A 14830-nucleotide genomic window follows, 5' to 3' on the forward strand; every position below is an offset into this window, starting at 1 on the left:
GTCAGTGGGGCGCGGCTGAGGCTACCGCCAGACGTACATCCCATAGAGGTAGCCGACGCCGACGCTCCCCGTGAGCAGAAAGAGGAAGAGGAACTGCAGGACGGCCCCGAGCGACGGGGACGTGACGATATCGCGGAGACGCGACGGGGCGAACCGGAACAGGAGGTCCCCCAGGAAGTCCGACTCCGCGCCGGTCGATTCAGGGACGAACACCTCCATCCCGCGCTTGGAGTAGCCCTGCCAGAACGCGCGGTCCACGAGCCACCCCGGGTCGGTCCGGTAGTCGAATATCTTGTGTGCGACCAGCGCGTCGGGGGTGTAGTACACCCCTTTGTCGTATTCGCTACGCAGGCGCGCACAGAGTTCCGTCTCGCCGCCCTGGAGGTTCTTCTCGCCCTGTCGGCCGCCGATGTCGTCCTCAAAGCCGCCCAGTTCAAGGAACACGTCCCGTTTGAAGGAGATGTTCGAGCCGAAGGTATTGCGGACGACGCCGGATTCGTCGGGGTCGCCGTTCGGTCCAAATCCGCGGTGGGTCACACCGATAAGCCAGTAGAACTCCGCAGGCAGAAAGCTGGGTTTGCCGGCGACCCACGCTGGCGTCATTCGGCCGCCGACCGCGAGCGCGTTCTCCTGTTGGTAGGCATCGACTAGCGCCATGACCCACTTCTCGTCAGCGATGGCGTCGTCATCGATGAATGCGACAACGTCCCCGGTGGCGACTTCGGCCCCATTGTTCCGGCTCTCTAGCAGTCCGACGTTCTCGTCGTTACAGTGTATCAGGACATCGTCTCGGTTGCCGAAGTCGGATTCGTACTGTTCGTACACGTCCCGGTTCCCATCCGAAACCAGTACGAGTTCCACGTCGTCGTAGGTCTGGGCTAAGACGCTCTCGGCCGCCGCTCGACAGTCGTCGTATCGCTCCATCGTGTGCGTACAGAGCACGACCGAGACTCGCATGGTCGGTGGTGTGCCACCGGTACTGTTAGGCGTTTCCATCCTGCGCCCGCATAGAGGTCAAAAGGCTTATGCGCGCCTTGGCAGTTTTTCCGTGCAATGAGTCAATCACGGGGCTATCTTGACGACAACCCCGAACTCGAGTCCGCCCTAGAGTGGGCCGAGCGCTGGTACCACATTCCGGTCCTCCTGGTACTGCTCGGGTTCATGCTGTGGAATCGCGTCCGGAGCTGGGAGAACTTCATTGTTGACGGCGAAGTTCTCTTCAGCGGGAACGATGCCTGGTATCACTACCGTTCGACCCAGTACGTCGTACAAAACTGGCCCTCGACGATGCCGTTCGATCCGTGGACAGCGTTCCCATACGGGACCAGTAACGGGCAGTTCGGGACGCTTTTCGACCAGATCATCGCGACAGTGGCCCTGATTATCGGCCTGGGTTCCCCCAGTGACCAGACAGTCGCGATGACGGTTCTGTTCGCGCCGGCCGTGTTCGGGACGCTAGTTGCCATTCCGACGTATCTTATCGGACGGCGACTCGGCGGCCGCCTCGGCGGCGTAACTGCGGTTACTGTGATGGCATTCTCGACCGGGTGGCTCTTGCAGCGGAGCCTCGTCGGTTTCTCTGACCACCACGTCGCCGAAGCGCTCTTTCAGGTACTCGGTGTCCTCGGTGTCATGGTGGCGGTCAGCGTCGCCGCACGTGACAAACCGATTTACGAGCAGTTCACCGAGCGAGACATAGACGCACTCCGGGACACCATCAGCTGGTCCATGCTGGCCGGTGTGGCAATTGCGATGTATCTCTGGGTCTGGCCCCCGGGTGTGCTCCTTCTCGGGATACTCGGTGTCTTCTTCCTGCTCCGACTGTGTCTGGAGTACGTTCACGACAGCAGCCCAGAACACACAGCTATCGCGGGCGCAATCACGATGGCGACTGCCGCCGTGGTGAGTGCATCGAGAATCAACGTCCTAGAGATCACAGCGACCGCCCAGTCGCTGCTCCAGCCGGGGCTGGCGTTGGCCGTTTGCTTCGGTTGTGTGTTCATGGCGTGGCTAGCCCGCTTCATGGAGCAGCGCAAATACGGCCGGTACGTGTATCCAGCGGTCGTGTTTGGAATCCTCGCGTCCGGGGCTGTTCTGATGGCATTGCTGACTCCCAGCCTGTGGGACTTCTTCACGCGAAACGTAACGAGAGTCATCGGGTTCACGATCAGTGAAACGGCCGGAACCGTCGGCGAGGCCGCGCCGCTACGGGGCGCTGGGGTCCTGTTCGAGGCACACGGGTTTGCTGTCATCGTTGCGGCTATCGGTGGAATCTTTCTGCTCACAAAACAGTTCCTCTCCGACGATGCGCCCGCTGAAGAACTGCTCGTCGTCGTCTGGGCACTGTTCATTCTACTTGCCGCGTTTACACAGCAGCGGTTCGCGTATTATCTGGCCGCGCCGATTGCAGTGCTATCGGGAATGGTCGTCGGCCAATTCATCCACTGGTTCGATTTCAGCGCCGACGACGGGATCGAATACTATCAGGTCATGACGATTCTCACGGTACTTCTCGTCATCGTCGTCCCACTATTCGCGTTCGGCACAGCGCCGGTCGAAGCCGGTTCGACCGGTCCCGGGCCGAGTATTCAGGGCTGGGACGAGAGCCTACAGTGGATGGAAGGGAACACGCCCGCGGAGGGCGCGTACGGCACCGGTGGTGACGCGACTCTCGATTACTACGGCACCTATCAGAAACAGGACGACTTCGACTACCAGCAGGGGCAGTACGGCGTCCTGTCGTGGTGGGACTACGGGCACTGGATTACGACGCGAGGCGAACGGGTGCCGAACGCGAACCCCTTCCAGCAGGGAACGGATACGGCCGCACCGTTCCTGATCGCACAGAACGAGACGCGGGCCAACAGTATCCTCAATAGCACAGACGAAGACGACGCGAAGACGCGGTACGTTGCCGTCGACTGGAAGATGGCTGAGACCAACGGAAACCTCGGTGGCAAGTTCTTTGCACCACCGGCATTCGTTGACGGAGTACAGACTAGTGATTACTACAGTCGGCTGTACATCCAGTCCCAAGCCGGTGGGGTCCGCCAGGTGACGTTCCAGCACCAGGCCTACTACGAGACGATGGTCACTCGGCTGTACCGTTTCCACGGAAGTGCCGCCGAGCCTCAGCCGATTGTCATCGACTGGGAGAACAAACAGACGAGCCAAGGCGTGCAGTACCGTGGTGCACCGACGAACGAACAGGAGCCGGAGGGCCAACAGCAGGGCCAGGTCATCCGCCAGTTCCAGTCACTTGAACTGGCCCGTCAGTACGTCGAACAGGATGCGACCTCGCAACTCGGCGGCTACGGCGACGCACCTGGCGAGCGTGTACCGGCGATGGAGCACTACCGTCTGGTCGGTTCCAGTGAGACTGAGGCGTTCCCGAACAGTCCGCAATACCAGCACTCCGCCTGGACGAAAATATTCGAGCGCGTCCCCGGTGCGACGATTGAAGGGACCGGACCGGCCAACACGACAGTCCAGACCGCCGTCCAGATGCGCAACCCAGCCACGAACAAGACGTTCATCTACCGCCAGCGGACCCAGACAGATCAGAACGGGAACTTCGAGATGACCGTGCCCTACTCGACGACCGGCTACGACGACTGGGGAACTGACGAGGGCTACACGAACGTGAGTGTCCGTGCCGAGACCCAGTACCAGTTCAGCGCAGTCGGTACTAACAACGGTAACAGGACCGGCTTTACTGGCACGACCGAGGTCACCGAGGGACAGGTTATCGGTGAGGACGACTCCGCCGCGACCGTCGAGCTGGAACCGGTAACGATTCAGCAGGGCAACGAGACCAGCGGTGAATCACGCGCACCAGTGACCGAAGGCGTGGCTGAAGCGGGGGCATAGCTGCGTCCCGGCGGTTGGTCACTGGCGGAGCCTGTGCGGCCTACCCGAGACTTTTTGTTGGATTCTGTCGGCTGACTCCGTTCTAACAGTGACAGGCCTGCCGGTCGAAAAGTCGGGAGCAGCGGGCGGCGAACTCACTCGGCCAGCGGATTGAACGTGCCGTTGATATCCCACTCGTGGAGACAGTGTGGGTCGCCAGATTGCTTGGTGCCGTCGTCAGTGACGATACGCCAGCTGTGTTGGTCCGGATCCCACTCGTCGACCCGCCCACACCGCTCACACTCGCGTTTGCGTGGGGTGACGATTTCAGCCATATCTGGTCCAAGCGCGTGGGTCGTTATCAGGCTGCCGGTCCCTGACCGGTCTTCGGGACGAGTCAGAGCCGACAGCGTTGGAGTGCCACACCGGCACTGACGACAGCAACCGCTACCGCGCTCAAAAGTCCGGGAGGTCGTCCGCGCTGACTTCTTCCGCTTCCCAGTCAATGTACTCGTCGGCCAGTACCTCACAGACGACCTGTCCGAACTCGGTCAGGCCGGCGTTGATACCCGAGACCGTCCCCCAGGAGTCAATGCCCGGATGGATCTCCCGCTCGCGCCAGTCCTCGGGCAAGCCCGGTGCGTGGTAGCCGACGCGACCTGCGAAGGAGTCCCAGAAGAAATCGAACTCTTCGATGAGTCCCAGGTCAGTGACGATTTGCCACTGGTCGGCATCGAGCGACGCGTCCGCGGCCCATTCTTCGAACGCGTCGGCCCACGCGCCGTCGTCAAGGGCCTCGGCGAGTTCCTCGCGCCGGTATTCGTCGCCCTGTACGTCCGCATCGTCGTACTCATCGGCAGCGACGCCGGTAGACAGCGCCGGCCGCTCCGGCGTCTCAACATCGAGTGTCATAGTCGTGGTACGTGGCGGAGCCGAATAAAGCTCATACTGTTGGCTGTCCCGTCGTGACGGTACGGTAGTCGTCGCTCCGAGGTGACAGTGTGGTAATTGCAGCAGACAGTATCAGCGGTTCGCTTCCCCGTCGAGGGCGCGCTGTCGCAGTTGTTCACCACGGTCAGTTTCGGTCGCCACGTCGGGTACGGGAACCGGGTTCCGGTCCTCGTCGACCGCGACGTACACCGAGTACGACTCAGCGGTCGATTCAGTCTCGCTGGTTCTGATGTTCTCTCGGGCGGCCCGGAGCCGAACTTTGACACTCGTCTCGCCAGCGTCGTAGACAAACGCCTCAATAAGAGCCGTGTCACCGACAGGGATGGGTCGCTTGAAGTTTACCTGGTCCATCCGCGCGGTGACACAGGTTTCACCGGCAAAGCGCATCGCCGACATCGCCCCGAGTTCGTCCATCCATTTCAGGACGTTTCCCCCGTGGGTTGAACCCAGATGATTCGAGTGGTTGGGCTGGACCATCCAGCGGTTCTCGATATAGGTTTCCAGTACCGTTGGCATGGCCCGAGGTTGGCCAGCACTTGGGTTGAGTCTGTCGAACGGGCTTCGAAAACGTGGCTACGCCGAAACGTACTGTGCTTCCCACTCTTTCCGGGCGTCAAGTTCGCGCTGGCCGCGCTTGGTCAGCGTGTAAAAGTTCGTTCGGCGGTCGCGTTCGCCCTTCTCGATGAGTGCCTTCTCGACGAGCGTGTCAAGGTTCGGATACAGCCGGCCGTGGTTGACCTCGCTTTCGTAGTAGTTTTCGAGCTCTTCCTTGATTGCTAACCCGTGGGGCTCGTCAAGGCCTGCAATGACGTACAGCAGGTCCCGCTGGAATCCAGTCAGGTCATACATCGTATATCCGATACAGTTTGACTCTATACATATCAGTCTTTTGAATCAGCAAATCTATTACGTAGTTACAGATGCCGTCACCGTCCAGTAGTTACCACAGCATCTCTGGCTGTATTAACACGAGAGTCGGTAATAGCTTCGCCCCGTGGCGGGAACATACAATGCCACAAACATGATTTCGGTCGGTGTTTCAGCGTAGTCACCTGGACCCGACAAGGGTAAGGGAAGCGAATGTGTAACGCGGGTGATGACCGAACACGCGGAGTCGGCGGCAGACGAGTTCCCGGAACCGTCGGGGGCGGGACGCGTCGATGTCGTCGGAACCGCTCACGTTTCCGAGCACAGCGTCAGGGAAGTGGAATCAGCGATTGAGGACTCCGAGCCCGATATCGTCGCCGTCGAACTGGACGAGGGTCGGTATCGCCAGATCAAAGGCGAAACGCCTGACGACCTCGATGCGAGCGACCTCCTGCGCGGGAACACCGTCTTTCAGTTCCTCGCGTACTGGATGCTGTCGTACATCCAGACCAGACTTGGCGACCGGTTCGACATCGAGCCGGGTGCGGACATGAAAGCGGGCATCGACACCGCCGAACGGCTCGGCCTCGGCGTCGCACTCGTCGACCGGGATATTCAGACGACCGTCCAGCGGTTCTGGGCGCGGCTGACGGCCGTCGAGAAGCTCAAGCTCGTCGGCAGTCTCGCGGCCGAGATGGGGCCGCCGTTGACCGTCGGGCTGACTGTCGGCGCTGTCTTCGGCGGGCTGTTTGCGGTCGTCGCCGGGGCCTTCGGCGGTCCGTTTATTGTTCCGAGTGGGGCGCTCTCGGGGGTTCTGCCGGGCGGTCTCGGCGGGACCGTCGAGGGCTTGCTCGATACGCTGTTGCTCATCTGTGTTGCCGCGGCCGGTCTCGGAATCCCTATCGCCGCACTGCTGGTACAGTTCCGCGGCGAGGCCGACGTTGAGGAGTTCGACATGGAGAAACTGACGGATACCGACGTGGTCAGCGCGATGATGGAGGAGTTCCGTCAGTTTTCTCCCGGCGGCGCGGAGGCGCTCATCGACGAACGCGATGCGTTCATTGCACACAGACTTATCGCCCTCCGCGAGGCCGGCTATCACGTCCTCGCCGTTGTGGGTGCTGGCCACCGTGAGGGCATCGAGAACTATCTCGACAATCCGGAGACGCTCCCGCCGATGGAGTCGCTCACCGGCACCGAGGGGGGCCGTCGTGTGTCGCTGTACAAGCTCGTCGGCTACGGCTTCGGGGTCGTCTTTCTCGTCTTCTTTGGCCTGCTCATCCTCGGCGGCGCGAGCCAGGCGGTACTGCTGGAGCTTTTCGTCGCCTTGGTCGCCGTCAACGCCGTGCTGGCCGGCGGGCTGGCGAAGGTGGCCGGCGCACACTGGTCGAGTGCGGCCGCCGCCGGTGCCTTCGGCTGGCTGACCAGCCTGTTCCCGCTGCTCGCGGCCGGCTGGTTCGCGGGCTACGTCGAACTCCGGTACATCTCCGTCAACATTAGCGACATCGCGACGCTCAACGAGATACTCAACGACCAGGAGTCGCCGGTCATGGACCTCGTCAGCCGGATGCGTGCGGTGCCACTGTTCAGGCTGATTCTCGTCGTCGCGCTGACGAACGTCGGCAGCGCCATCGCGTCGTACGTCGTTTTCCCGGTGTTGATCCCGTACATCTCGTCGGACATCGGCGGAATGCAGGGCGTCTCGCGCCTGCTCTGGCAGGGCGTCCACGAAGGAACGCAGATACTCGTGGGGGTCCTCTGATGGCGGGTCGACGACGGCGAACCGCTGCGGGCCGGACCATCGGCGGCCTCAGCTTCAGCCAGCGCGAACTCCGGGACCTTCTCGTCGCCTGGCTCGCGCTTGGGCTGGCGTTCACGTTCTTCCTTGAACGGGAGTTCCGGCGCATCGTCTTCGGCCAGTTCGGCGGCCTCTCGGGTGCCGAAATCGCCAGCACGTTCGCAGTCAGTCTGCTCACCGTCGGTGTCGGCTTCCTGCTACACGAACTGGCTCACAAGGTTGTCGCCGTCCGCTTCGGCCAGATAGCCGCGTTCAAGGCCGACTACCGGATGCTCGGGTTCGCGGTCCTGGGCGGCCTCGTCGGCTTCCTGTTTGCCGCGCCGGGTGCGGTCGTCCACCGCGGCCGCCTGACGGCCAAGCAACACGGCCTCATCGCCGTCGCCGGGCCGGTGACGAACCTCGCGCTCGCCGCCGTCTTCCTCGTGCCGTTCGTCGCGGCGCTACTGTCGGGCACGGGCGGTTTCCTCTGGGAAGTCGCGCAGATGGGCCTGCAGATTAACCTCCTGCTGGCCGGCTTCAACATGCTGCCCTTCGGCCCGCTCGACGGCCGAACGGTCCGAGAATGGAGCACGCCGGTGTTTCTCGTCGTGGCGATTCCGTCGATTCTGCTCGGTGTCGGCGCGCTGTTCGTCCTCTAAGCCGCCTCCGCCGGAACGACGCTCTTTTGCCCGCGCCACGCGCGCTCTCGGGTATGACCGACAGCGAGTCTGCGGACGACACCGAGGGCGAGGAGGGACTGACCTACGCAGAAACCGGTGTGGACATCGACGCCAGCGAGGCAGCGACGAAGGCGCTCATCGGCGCGGCCGGCGAGTTCGAGGGCGACTACGCCGGGCTGGTCGACATCGGCGACCAGTACCTCGCGCTCGCGACGGACGGCGTCGGCACGAAACTGCTCGTCGCCGAGGCCATCGACGACTACTCGACCATCGGCATCGACTGCATTGCGATGAACGCAAACGACCTCATCGCGACCGGCGTCGAGCCGGTGGCGTTCGTCGACTACCTCGCGGTCGAGACGCCCGACGAGGAGACGAGCGAGGACATCGGCGCGGGGCTCCGGGCGGGGGCCGAGCGGGCCGACGTGGCGCTCGTGGGTGGCGAAACTGCCGTGATGCCGGACGTGATTAAGGGGCTGGACATCGCCGGGACCTGCGCCGGACTGGCACCGAAAAACGCCGTCTTCCCCGGCGAGGCTGAGCCCGGCGACGCCATCGTCGGCTGGCCCTCCTCGGGCATCCACTCCAACGGGCTCACGCTGGCGCGCGAGGCGGTCACGCGCGACCACGAGTACGACGACCCGTTCCCGCCGAACCCCGACAGGACCATCGCCGAGGAACTGCTGACGCCAACACGGATCTACAGCGAGGTGCTGGCCCCGCTCCGGGCCAGCGAGACCCATGCGGCCGCACACGTCACCGGCGGCGGCTGGACGAACCTCACGCGGATGGGGAGCTACCGGTACGAGATTACGGATCCCTTCGAGGCCCAGCCCGTCTTCGAGTTCGTTCAAGCGGAAGGCGAGGTCTCTGACGAGGAGATGCACCGGACGTTCAACATGGGGACCGGGTTCGTCGCCGCGGTGTCCGAGGCCGATGCTGCGGCAATCGTCAACGACAGCGAGGACGCGCGCGTCATCGGCAAAGTGACTGACGGGGACGAGGCGGTCTCGATTCGCGGCCTCGGACTTACCGAGTGAGCGGCGCGACGGATGCCCATCGGGCGCGTTCAGGCTGACAGGATGTCTTTGCCGGCGGTCTCCTCCGCAATCCGAATCTGGAGTGCTTGGCGGATATGGTATCTGGCCGCTTCAGTTTCGGCGGTTTCGAGTGCCTTTTCGAGTTCGGCGTACAGTGGGTCGCTGGGATTGGCCATGTGAATACGTCTATCGTTGGTGAGAATAGACATATACCCCTGACACTGTTTTCGGTAGTAAGCCCCTCCTACGGGGAGTACGGGCCCACTATCCCTATTCGCGTTTGTGAGAATCAGAGTTAGCTGACCGTACGCGCGATGTCTGCTTCGGTTATGACACCGATAGTTTCTCCACCTTCAACGACCATCACAGCCGCATTATGGTTCAAGTAAGCGTCGACTTCGTCGATGGGTGCGTCTGGCTCGACGGTTGCGATAGATTCGTTCATCACTTCAGCCACTGGAAGGTCGCCGACGTTCTCCTCGGGCCGCTGACGGATATCGGAGTTGCCGATGAGGCCCTGCGGGGCCCCGTCCCGGATGACGGGGACCTGTGAGTACCCCTTCTCGTCCATCACGTCTTTCGTCTGGTGGACGGAATCGTCGGGCGCAACGCCAACGACAGGCGAGTTCATCAGGTCGCGGGCTTTGATAATGCCGCCCTCGGCCTCTTCGAGAGCAGTCACGATGCGACGGAGTGTCGACAGCCGCGGGTCCACGTCACCACCTTCGATACGAGCGATAAGGGGTTGGGAGACGTCAGCCCGCTCCGCCAGTTCACTCTGGGTCAGCCCGAGTTCGTTGCGGCGTTCCCGCAGGTCCTGTGGCGTCGGTAAGTCCATATCCGCTAATTACCAGAGGTAATATAAAAAGCCCACGGCTACCACGGCAAGCGAATCAAGGTGGGTTTAGTTATGCCTCGGCTTCGGCTTCGTCCTCGTCGGCCTCGGTCTCAAATACCTCAACGACTTTCAGCGGGACATCCCGGAGTGCACCGCCGATTTCGCTTTTGGCGATCCGCTGTGCGTGTTCCGGGGATTCGGCGTTGAACACATCCATCTCGAGTACCAGTCCGACGAGCGCCGTGTCGGCCGCAATGAACGCCGAGTCGAACGGTTCGCCACAGGCCGGGCAGCCGGTCGCGCCGACCTCGACCTCGACGTAGTCCATCTCGGCCTCGTTGAGCCGCTTCCCCGCTTCGCTCACTGCGACACCGATAGCGTCGTCGATGTCGTCTACATCACGAACCAGCCAGGCTGCTTCCATCGCCACGAGGTAGTTCATACATTAGCTCTCGTGGCCCGACTATTCGATAGTTTTGATTCGCTTCTGTTGCGCACGTCACCGTTACTATCTCTATAACTTATGCAAACCAGCCGTCTGACTCATCCCCCCATTATATCTATTCAGAGAGTTGTCCAGTCGGTTGCTCGTCTTCTCGGGCGTTTGAGTAAACCGCAGGACTGCGGCCCATCAGTTCTTCATAATCGATAATTCTTGACTGAAATGTGGCAGCAAGATTTATATACAAGTCTCTCTCTGAAACGACCGAGGAAGATGGTAGCTCGACTGTACACCGCAACGCTGTTCGCACTGTATCAACTTACCCTGCTCCTGGGCATCGTGCTGCTACCGGTAGCGATGCTCACGGAGCGGTTCGGACTCCGACTGCCGATGGACCGGGCCGTGTCAGGACTCAACGAGGCCTACGATCAGGCGAGCGCGTAAGACGGGACAGCCGACTGAGCCTACCGACGGTTGCGGTCAGGCTCATCAGGAAAAGAGGTTTTATCAGCGCCCGACTAGTACCCCACAGTAATGCGAGATATGACTCCGGGGCCGGATCTTTCTGGACCCCAGGCTGCTGACGAGTTCCAGAGCGACCCGTACGCACCCGAAGTCGGCGAGCTCCCCGCACAGTCCACACAGGATTCAGAGAAGGTGAACAAGACCGGAACGACCACTATCGGTATCAGCACGTCCGAGGGCGTCGTCATCGCGACGGACATGCGCGCCTCGCTTGGCGGTCGCTTCGTCTCGAACAAGAACGTCCAGAAAGTCGAACAGATTCACCCTACGGCGGCGCTGACCCTCGTTGGGAGCGTCGGCGGCGCACAGTCGTTCATCCGGACGCTTCGCGCGGAGGTCAATCTCTATGAGGCACGCCGCGGTGAGGATATCAGCATGAAGGCGCTTTCGACGCTGGCAGGTAACTTCGCCCGCGGCGGCCCCTTCTTCGCTATCAACCCTATCCTCGGCGGCGTCGACGACGACGGCCACCACGTCTACTCCATCGACCCGGCCGGCGGCGTCATGAAGGACGACTACACTGTCACCGGCTCCGGGCTCACCGTCGCGTACGGGACACTCGAAGACCGCTACGAGGAAGAGATGACAAACGAAGAGGCAAAAGAAGTCGCTGCCGCCTCGATCAACGCCGCCGCCGAGCGTGACACCGGCTCTGGTAACGGTATTTACCTCGCCGATGTCACTGCCGACGGCGTCGACATCAACGGCTACGATTTCGACGAACTGCTGTAATCGGCTTTTCCCAGTCTCTTTTCGACCGCTTGTCTCCGACGCTAACCACAGTTCTCGACCAGCCGTCCACGGGGCGTCTCTGAACTGACGTGCGAACGAGAGAATTATACGGTCGGCTTCCGCATCGCCGGTATGGAACTGTTCGGGACCGCGGGGATCCGCGGTGATGTTGTATCGAAGGTGACGCCGGACCTTGCACTGCGAGTCGGACAGGCGACTGGGCAGGACGGCGAGACGTTCGTGCTTGGGTACGACGGGCGCGTGACCTCGCCAGCGCTCGCTGATGCGATGGCCGCGGGACTGCAAAGCGCCGGCGCGCGAGTCGTCAGAATCGGCCGCGTGCCGACGCCGGCGCTGGCCTACGCCTCGCAGGGCCGCCACGGGGTGATGATCACCGCGAGCCACAACCCGCCGACGGACAACGGCATCAAGGTGTTCGCCGACGGCACCGAGTACGGCGACGACGACGAGACGCGAATCGAAGGGCGAATCGAGGATGGTTCGACGCCGACGGCCTGGCGCGACTGGGGCGACACAGAGTCGGTCGACTACCTCGACGAGTATCGAAGCGCTGTCGCCGACTACGCTGAATCGCTCGGCGGTGACCCGTCTGGACTGACAGTCGCCGTCGACTGCGGGAACGGGATGGCCAGCGTGGCGACGCCGCAGGTGCTCCGGGAGCTGGGGGCCGACGTGCTGGCGACGGAGGCAAACGTTGACGGAACCTTCCCCGGCCGCGAGAGCAAACCCACGCCGGAGACGCTGGCCGATTTCCGCGAGTTCGTCGCCGAATCCGACGCCGACTTCGGGTTCGGTCACGACGGCGACGCCGACCGTATCGTCGTCGTCGATGCCGACGGCGATGTCATCCACGAGGACACGATACTCGCGATGCTGGCCGAACACTACACGCGTGCCGCGGACGTTTCTGACCCAGTCGTCGTGACGACGCCCAACGCCTCCGGCCGCATCGACGAACGGGTCGAGGCTGCCGGCGGCCGCGTCGAACGCATCCACCTTGGTTCCCTCCACGTCGGAATCGCTGACGTTCGCGCGGACGCGACCGATGAAACCGAAGTCGTCTTCGCCGCAGAACCATGGAAACACATTCACACCGCCTTCGGTGGCTGGATCGACGGCGTGGCCAGTGCAGCCGTGCTGACGCGTCTGTTCGCCGAACAGAGCGTCGCTGACAGGCGAGCCGTCATCTCTGAACGGCCGTACGAGAAGGTGAGCGTTGAGTGTCCTGACGATGCCAAGGTCGAGACGATGGCCCGACTCGAATCCAGCCTGCCGGACGCGTTCCCCGAAGCGGATGTCTCGACCGAGTACGGCGTCCGGCTCTCCTTCGACGACGGGTCGTGGACGCTCGTCCGCCCGAGCGGCACCGAGCCGTACGTCCGGGTGTACGCAGAGAGCGACGACATCGACGCGCTGGTCGCCGACACCACGCAGGCGGTCCGCGACGCCGTCGAGGCCGTCAGCGCCGCCGACGCCTGACACCACCGACAGCTATAGAGACCGACAGAATTTCTACACGGCCCTGCGACGCCCAGTGCATGGAGGATCTCCTCGACGCAGCGCGAGATGCTATCGACGAGGCGTACGCGCCGTACTCGGAGTACACCGTCGGCGCAGCGCTGGAAACGAGTGACGGTAGCGTCTACACCGGCTGTAACATCGAGAACGCGAACTACAGTAACAGCTTACATGCCGAAGAAGTAGCCATCGGCGCGGCTGTCAGCGACGGGCACCAGTCGTTCGAGCGTGTTGCCGTCACCTCGGGCAAACGCGACGGCGTCACTCCCTGTGGGATGTGCCGCCAGACGTTCAGCGAGTTCTGTGACGAGTCGTTCGAGATCATCACCGACGGCGACGAGCCGACGGTGTACGAACTCGGGGAGCTCCTGCCGACGACAATCACCAGCGACCATCTCGACAAATGACAAGCGATAGTGAAGACCCGAACGACGACGTACAGTACCATCTGGAAGTGAGCGAGGCCGACGTGGCCGACAGCGTCCTACTGCCGGGGAACCCCGAGCGCGTGGAAAAGGTCGTCGACTACTGGGACGACCACGACATCGTGGCTGAACACCGCGAGTACCGCACGGCCACGGGCACCCACGACGGCACGCCCATCTCGGTAACTTCGACCGGTATCGGCGGCCCGTCGGCCGCAATCGCGCTCGAAGAACTTGCCCGTGTCGGCGCTGACTCGTTTATCCGCGTCGGCTCCTGTGGCGCAATTCAAGAGGAAGCCAGCATCGGCGACCTCGTCATCACGACCGGCGCGGTACGACAGGAGGGGACCAGCAAGGAGTACGTCCGCGAGGATTATCCCGCCAGCGCCGACCATCGAATCGTCTCGGCGCTCGTCGCCGCCGCCGAGGAGCTCGGCTACGACTACCACCTCGGCGTCACCTGCTCGACAGACAGTTTTTACGCCGGGCAGTCACGCCCCGGCTTCAAGGACTTCGAGGCCAGCGGCAGCGACGAGCGCATCGCGGCGCTGCAAGAGGCCGGCGTCCTCAACTTCGAGATGGAGGCCGCGACGATTCTCACGCTCGCGAACCTGTACGGACTGCGGGCCGGCGCTGTCTGTACGGTGTACGCCAACCGAGTCACCGGCGAGTTCCGAACCGAAGGCGAGCGCAAAGCGGCGAAATGCGCCAGCCTCGCCGTGTCGTATCTGGCCGAGATGGACGCCGCTGTCGAAGAAGCCGATGCCGACAGCTGGCACGCCGGTCTGTCTATTGACCGCTAGTCCGATTTCCAATCGCTGCTAATCGGGACTGGATGCTATTGCAGAAACAGTGCGGCAGCGGCAAATGCTGTGTAGTAGCGGTGCAGTCCGGCAGAAACAGCATACCGCGCGAGCGGAACGAAGCGCGGTTTCCCCGGACTCGCCACCTCGCGGCGAGTCCGGCCTTGTTCGCCCACGTTTTTCAAGGAGTGGTTCGCGCTATCAGCGCGAACCCGACGCTGAAAAAGGTGGTCTCACATGTCGGGCCAGGCCTTGGCGGCCCGACCAACGCCGGTCACGTCGTTGATCCAGCGGGCGGCAATCGCCTTTTTCAGCAGTTTCGCCGGCAGCCCGCCAAACGTCTCAACTGGGACGTTCACCAC

17 protein-coding genes and 1 pseudogene are annotated in these 14830 nt (G+C 62.6%); 9 read left to right on the plus strand and 9 right to left on the minus strand.

Going from position 1 to position 14830, the window contains the following annotated elements:
• Positions 1–21: 21 nt before the first annotated feature.
• Positions 22–957, minus strand: coding sequence for a glucosyl-dolichyl phosphate glucuronosyltransferase (aglG, locus tag D3D01_RS13130; RefSeq protein ID WP_101351417.1), 936 nt, complete (start codon positions 955–957; stop codon positions 22–24).
• Positions 958–1053: 96 nt separating this feature from the next.
• On the opposite strand from aglG, the gene D3D01_RS13135 reads away from it, so the two are divergent.
• A complete protein-coding gene (locus D3D01_RS13135; protein WP_121512481.1) occupies positions 1054–3870 on the plus strand; it encodes an oligosaccharyl transferase, archaeosortase A system-associated in 2817 nt (938 codons plus the stop codon).
• 134 nt (positions 3871–4004) lie between these two features.
• Here D3D01_RS13135 and D3D01_RS13140 read toward each other — a convergent pair whose 3' ends face one another.
• From D3D01_RS13140 to D3D01_RS13155, 4 genes are all read right to left on the minus strand, one after another.
• Positions 4005–4184, minus strand: a complete 180-nt coding sequence (locus D3D01_RS13140) for an HEWD family protein (RefSeq protein ID WP_004593110.1) — start codon at positions 4182–4184, stop codon at positions 4005–4007.
• A gap of 121 nt (positions 4185–4305) precedes the next feature.
• Positions 4306–4761, minus strand: a complete 456-nt coding sequence (locus D3D01_RS13145; RefSeq protein WP_121512482.1) for a hypothetical protein — start codon at positions 4759–4761, stop codon at positions 4306–4308.
• 111 nt (positions 4762–4872) lie between these two features.
• Entirely contained in the window at positions 4873–5316 is a 444-nt protein-coding gene (locus tag D3D01_RS13150) for an acyl-CoA thioesterase (protein ID WP_121512483.1), read from the minus strand.
• A gap of 57 nt (positions 5317–5373) precedes the next feature.
• On the minus strand, positions 5374–5649 hold the full coding sequence (locus D3D01_RS13155; protein ID WP_004515723.1) for a PadR family transcriptional regulator: 276 nt from the start codon (positions 5647–5649) through the stop codon (positions 5374–5376).
• Between the two features lie 247 nt (positions 5650–5896).
• Here D3D01_RS13155 and D3D01_RS13160 point away from each other — a divergent pair, with 247 nt between their 5' ends.
• The 3 genes from D3D01_RS13160 to purM are packed head-to-tail and all read left to right on the plus strand — an operon-like array spanning position 5897 to position 9164.
• Positions 5897–7429: a TraB/GumN family protein gene (locus tag D3D01_RS13160; protein ID WP_121512484.1), complete on the plus strand. Its 1533-nt coding sequence runs from the start codon at positions 5897–5899 to the stop codon at positions 7427–7429.
• Complete coding sequence (locus D3D01_RS13165) at positions 7429–8103, plus strand: metalloprotease (RefSeq protein ID WP_101349803.1); 675 nt, start codon at positions 7429–7431, stop codon at positions 8101–8103. Before D3D01_RS13160 ends, D3D01_RS13165 begins: the two co-directional genes overlap by 1 nt.
• 53 nt (positions 8104–8156) lie before the next feature.
• Positions 8157–9164 (plus strand): phosphoribosylformylglycinamidine cyclo-ligase, encoded by a 1008-nt coding sequence (gene purM, locus D3D01_RS13170; protein ID WP_121512485.1) that lies wholly within the window; start codon positions 8157–8159, stop codon positions 9162–9164.
• A 29-nt stretch (positions 9165–9193) separates the two neighbouring features.
• Here purM and D3D01_RS13175 read toward each other — a convergent pair whose 3' ends face one another.
• From D3D01_RS13175 to D3D01_RS13185, 3 genes are all read right to left on the minus strand, one after another.
• Complete coding sequence (locus D3D01_RS13175) at positions 9194–9373, minus strand: hypothetical protein (protein ID WP_101349801.1); 180 nt, start codon at positions 9371–9373, stop codon at positions 9194–9196.
• A gap of 86 nt (positions 9374–9459) precedes the next feature.
• Positions 9460–10002 carry a CBS domain-containing protein gene (locus D3D01_RS13180; RefSeq protein WP_005534977.1) on the minus strand — a complete coding sequence of 181 codons (543 nt, stop codon included), beginning with the start codon at positions 10000–10002 and terminating at the stop codon, positions 9460–9462.
• A 70-nt stretch (positions 10003–10072) separates the two neighbouring features.
• Positions 10073–10444: a DUF555 domain-containing protein gene (locus D3D01_RS13185; protein WP_004515717.1), complete on the minus strand. Its 372-nt coding sequence runs from the start codon at positions 10442–10444 to the stop codon at positions 10073–10075.
• Between the two features lie 273 nt (positions 10445–10717).
• Between D3D01_RS13185 and D3D01_RS24100 the strand changes: the two genes are divergently transcribed.
• The 5 genes from D3D01_RS24100 (at position 10718) to D3D01_RS13205 (ending at position 14468) form a co-directional block, all read left to right on the plus strand.
• Complete coding sequence (locus tag D3D01_RS24100; RefSeq protein WP_198560228.1) at positions 10718–10888, plus strand: hypothetical protein; 171 nt, start codon at positions 10718–10720, stop codon at positions 10886–10888.
• Between the two features lie 90 nt (positions 10889–10978).
• On the plus strand, positions 10979–11701 hold the full coding sequence (gene psmB / locus D3D01_RS13190; RefSeq protein ID WP_121512486.1) for an archaeal proteasome endopeptidase complex subunit beta: 723 nt from the start codon (positions 10979–10981) through the stop codon (positions 11699–11701).
• A 132-nt stretch (positions 11702–11833) separates the two neighbouring features.
• Positions 11834–13201 (plus strand): phosphopentomutase/phosphoglucosamine mutase, encoded by a 1368-nt coding sequence (locus D3D01_RS13195; protein ID WP_121512487.1) that lies wholly within the window; start codon positions 11834–11836, stop codon positions 13199–13201.
• Between the two features lie 59 nt (positions 13202–13260).
• Complete coding sequence (gene cdd / locus D3D01_RS13200; RefSeq protein ID WP_004593122.1) at positions 13261–13647, plus strand: cytidine deaminase; 387 nt, start codon at positions 13261–13263, stop codon at positions 13645–13647.
• Positions 13644–14468, plus strand: coding sequence for a nucleoside phosphorylase (locus D3D01_RS13205; RefSeq protein ID WP_121512488.1), 825 nt, complete (start codon positions 13644–13646; stop codon positions 14466–14468). Before cdd ends, D3D01_RS13205 begins: the two co-directional genes overlap by 4 nt.
• 233 nt (positions 14469–14701) lie before the next feature.
• On the opposite strand, the pseudogene D3D01_RS13210 reads toward D3D01_RS13205, so the two are convergent.
• Positions 14702–14830, minus strand: a pseudogene (locus D3D01_RS13210) (NAD(P)/FAD-dependent oxidoreductase); the annotation flags it as partial.

This window comes from Haloarcula sp. Atlit-7R (assembly GCF_003666065.1).
Classification (GTDB): domain Archaea; phylum Halobacteriota; class Halobacteria; order Halobacteriales; family Haloarculaceae; genus Haloarcula; species Haloarcula taiwanensis.

What these genes read in the sequence shown, in the direction of transcription:
- aglG (WP_101351417.1), bottom strand. Translation starts at nt 957, where the DNA reads ATGCGAGTCTCGGTCGTGCTCTGTACGCACACGATGGAGCGATACGAC.
- D3D01_RS13135 (WP_121512481.1), top strand. Translation starts at nt 1,054, where the DNA reads ATGAGTCAATCACGGGGCTATCTTGACGACAACCCCGAACTCGAGTCC.
- D3D01_RS13140 (WP_004593110.1), bottom strand. Translation starts at nt 4,184, where the DNA reads ATGGCTGAAATCGTCACCCCACGCAAACGCGAGTGTGAGCGGTGTGGG.
- D3D01_RS13145 (WP_121512482.1), bottom strand. Translation starts at nt 4,761, where the DNA reads ATGACACTCGATGTTGAGACGCCGGAGCGGCCGGCGCTGTCTACCGGC.
- D3D01_RS13150 (WP_121512483.1), bottom strand. Translation starts at nt 5,316, where the DNA reads ATGCCAACGGTACTGGAAACCTATATCGAGAACCGCTGGATGGTCCAG.
- D3D01_RS13155 (WP_004515723.1), bottom strand. Translation starts at nt 5,649, where the DNA reads ATGTATGACCTGACTGGATTCCAGCGGGACCTGCTGTACGTCATTGCA.
- D3D01_RS13160 (WP_121512484.1), top strand. Translation starts at nt 5,897, where the DNA reads ATGACCGAACACGCGGAGTCGGCGGCAGACGAGTTCCCGGAACCGTCG.
- D3D01_RS13165 (WP_101349803.1), top strand. Translation starts at nt 7,429, where the DNA reads ATGGCGGGTCGACGACGGCGAACCGCTGCGGGCCGGACCATCGGCGGC.
- purM (WP_121512485.1), top strand. Translation starts at nt 8,157, where the DNA reads ATGACCGACAGCGAGTCTGCGGACGACACCGAGGGCGAGGAGGGACTG.
- D3D01_RS13175 (WP_101349801.1), bottom strand. Translation starts at nt 9,373, where the DNA reads ATGTCTATTCTCACCAACGATAGACGTATTCACATGGCCAATCCCAGC.
- D3D01_RS13180 (WP_005534977.1), bottom strand. Translation starts at nt 10,002, where the DNA reads ATGGACTTACCGACGCCACAGGACCTGCGGGAACGCCGCAACGAACTC.
- D3D01_RS13185 (WP_004515717.1), bottom strand. Translation starts at nt 10,444, where the DNA reads ATGAACTACCTCGTGGCGATGGAAGCAGCCTGGCTGGTTCGTGATGTA.
- D3D01_RS24100 (WP_198560228.1), top strand. Translation starts at nt 10,718, where the DNA reads ATGGTAGCTCGACTGTACACCGCAACGCTGTTCGCACTGTATCAACTT.
- psmB (WP_121512486.1), top strand. Translation starts at nt 10,979, where the DNA reads ATGCGAGATATGACTCCGGGGCCGGATCTTTCTGGACCCCAGGCTGCT.
- D3D01_RS13195 (WP_121512487.1), top strand. Translation starts at nt 11,834, where the DNA reads ATGGAACTGTTCGGGACCGCGGGGATCCGCGGTGATGTTGTATCGAAG.
- cdd (WP_004593122.1), top strand. Translation starts at nt 13,261, where the DNA reads ATGGAGGATCTCCTCGACGCAGCGCGAGATGCTATCGACGAGGCGTAC.
- D3D01_RS13205 (WP_121512488.1), top strand. Translation starts at nt 13,644, where the DNA reads ATGACAAGCGATAGTGAAGACCCGAACGACGACGTACAGTACCATCTG.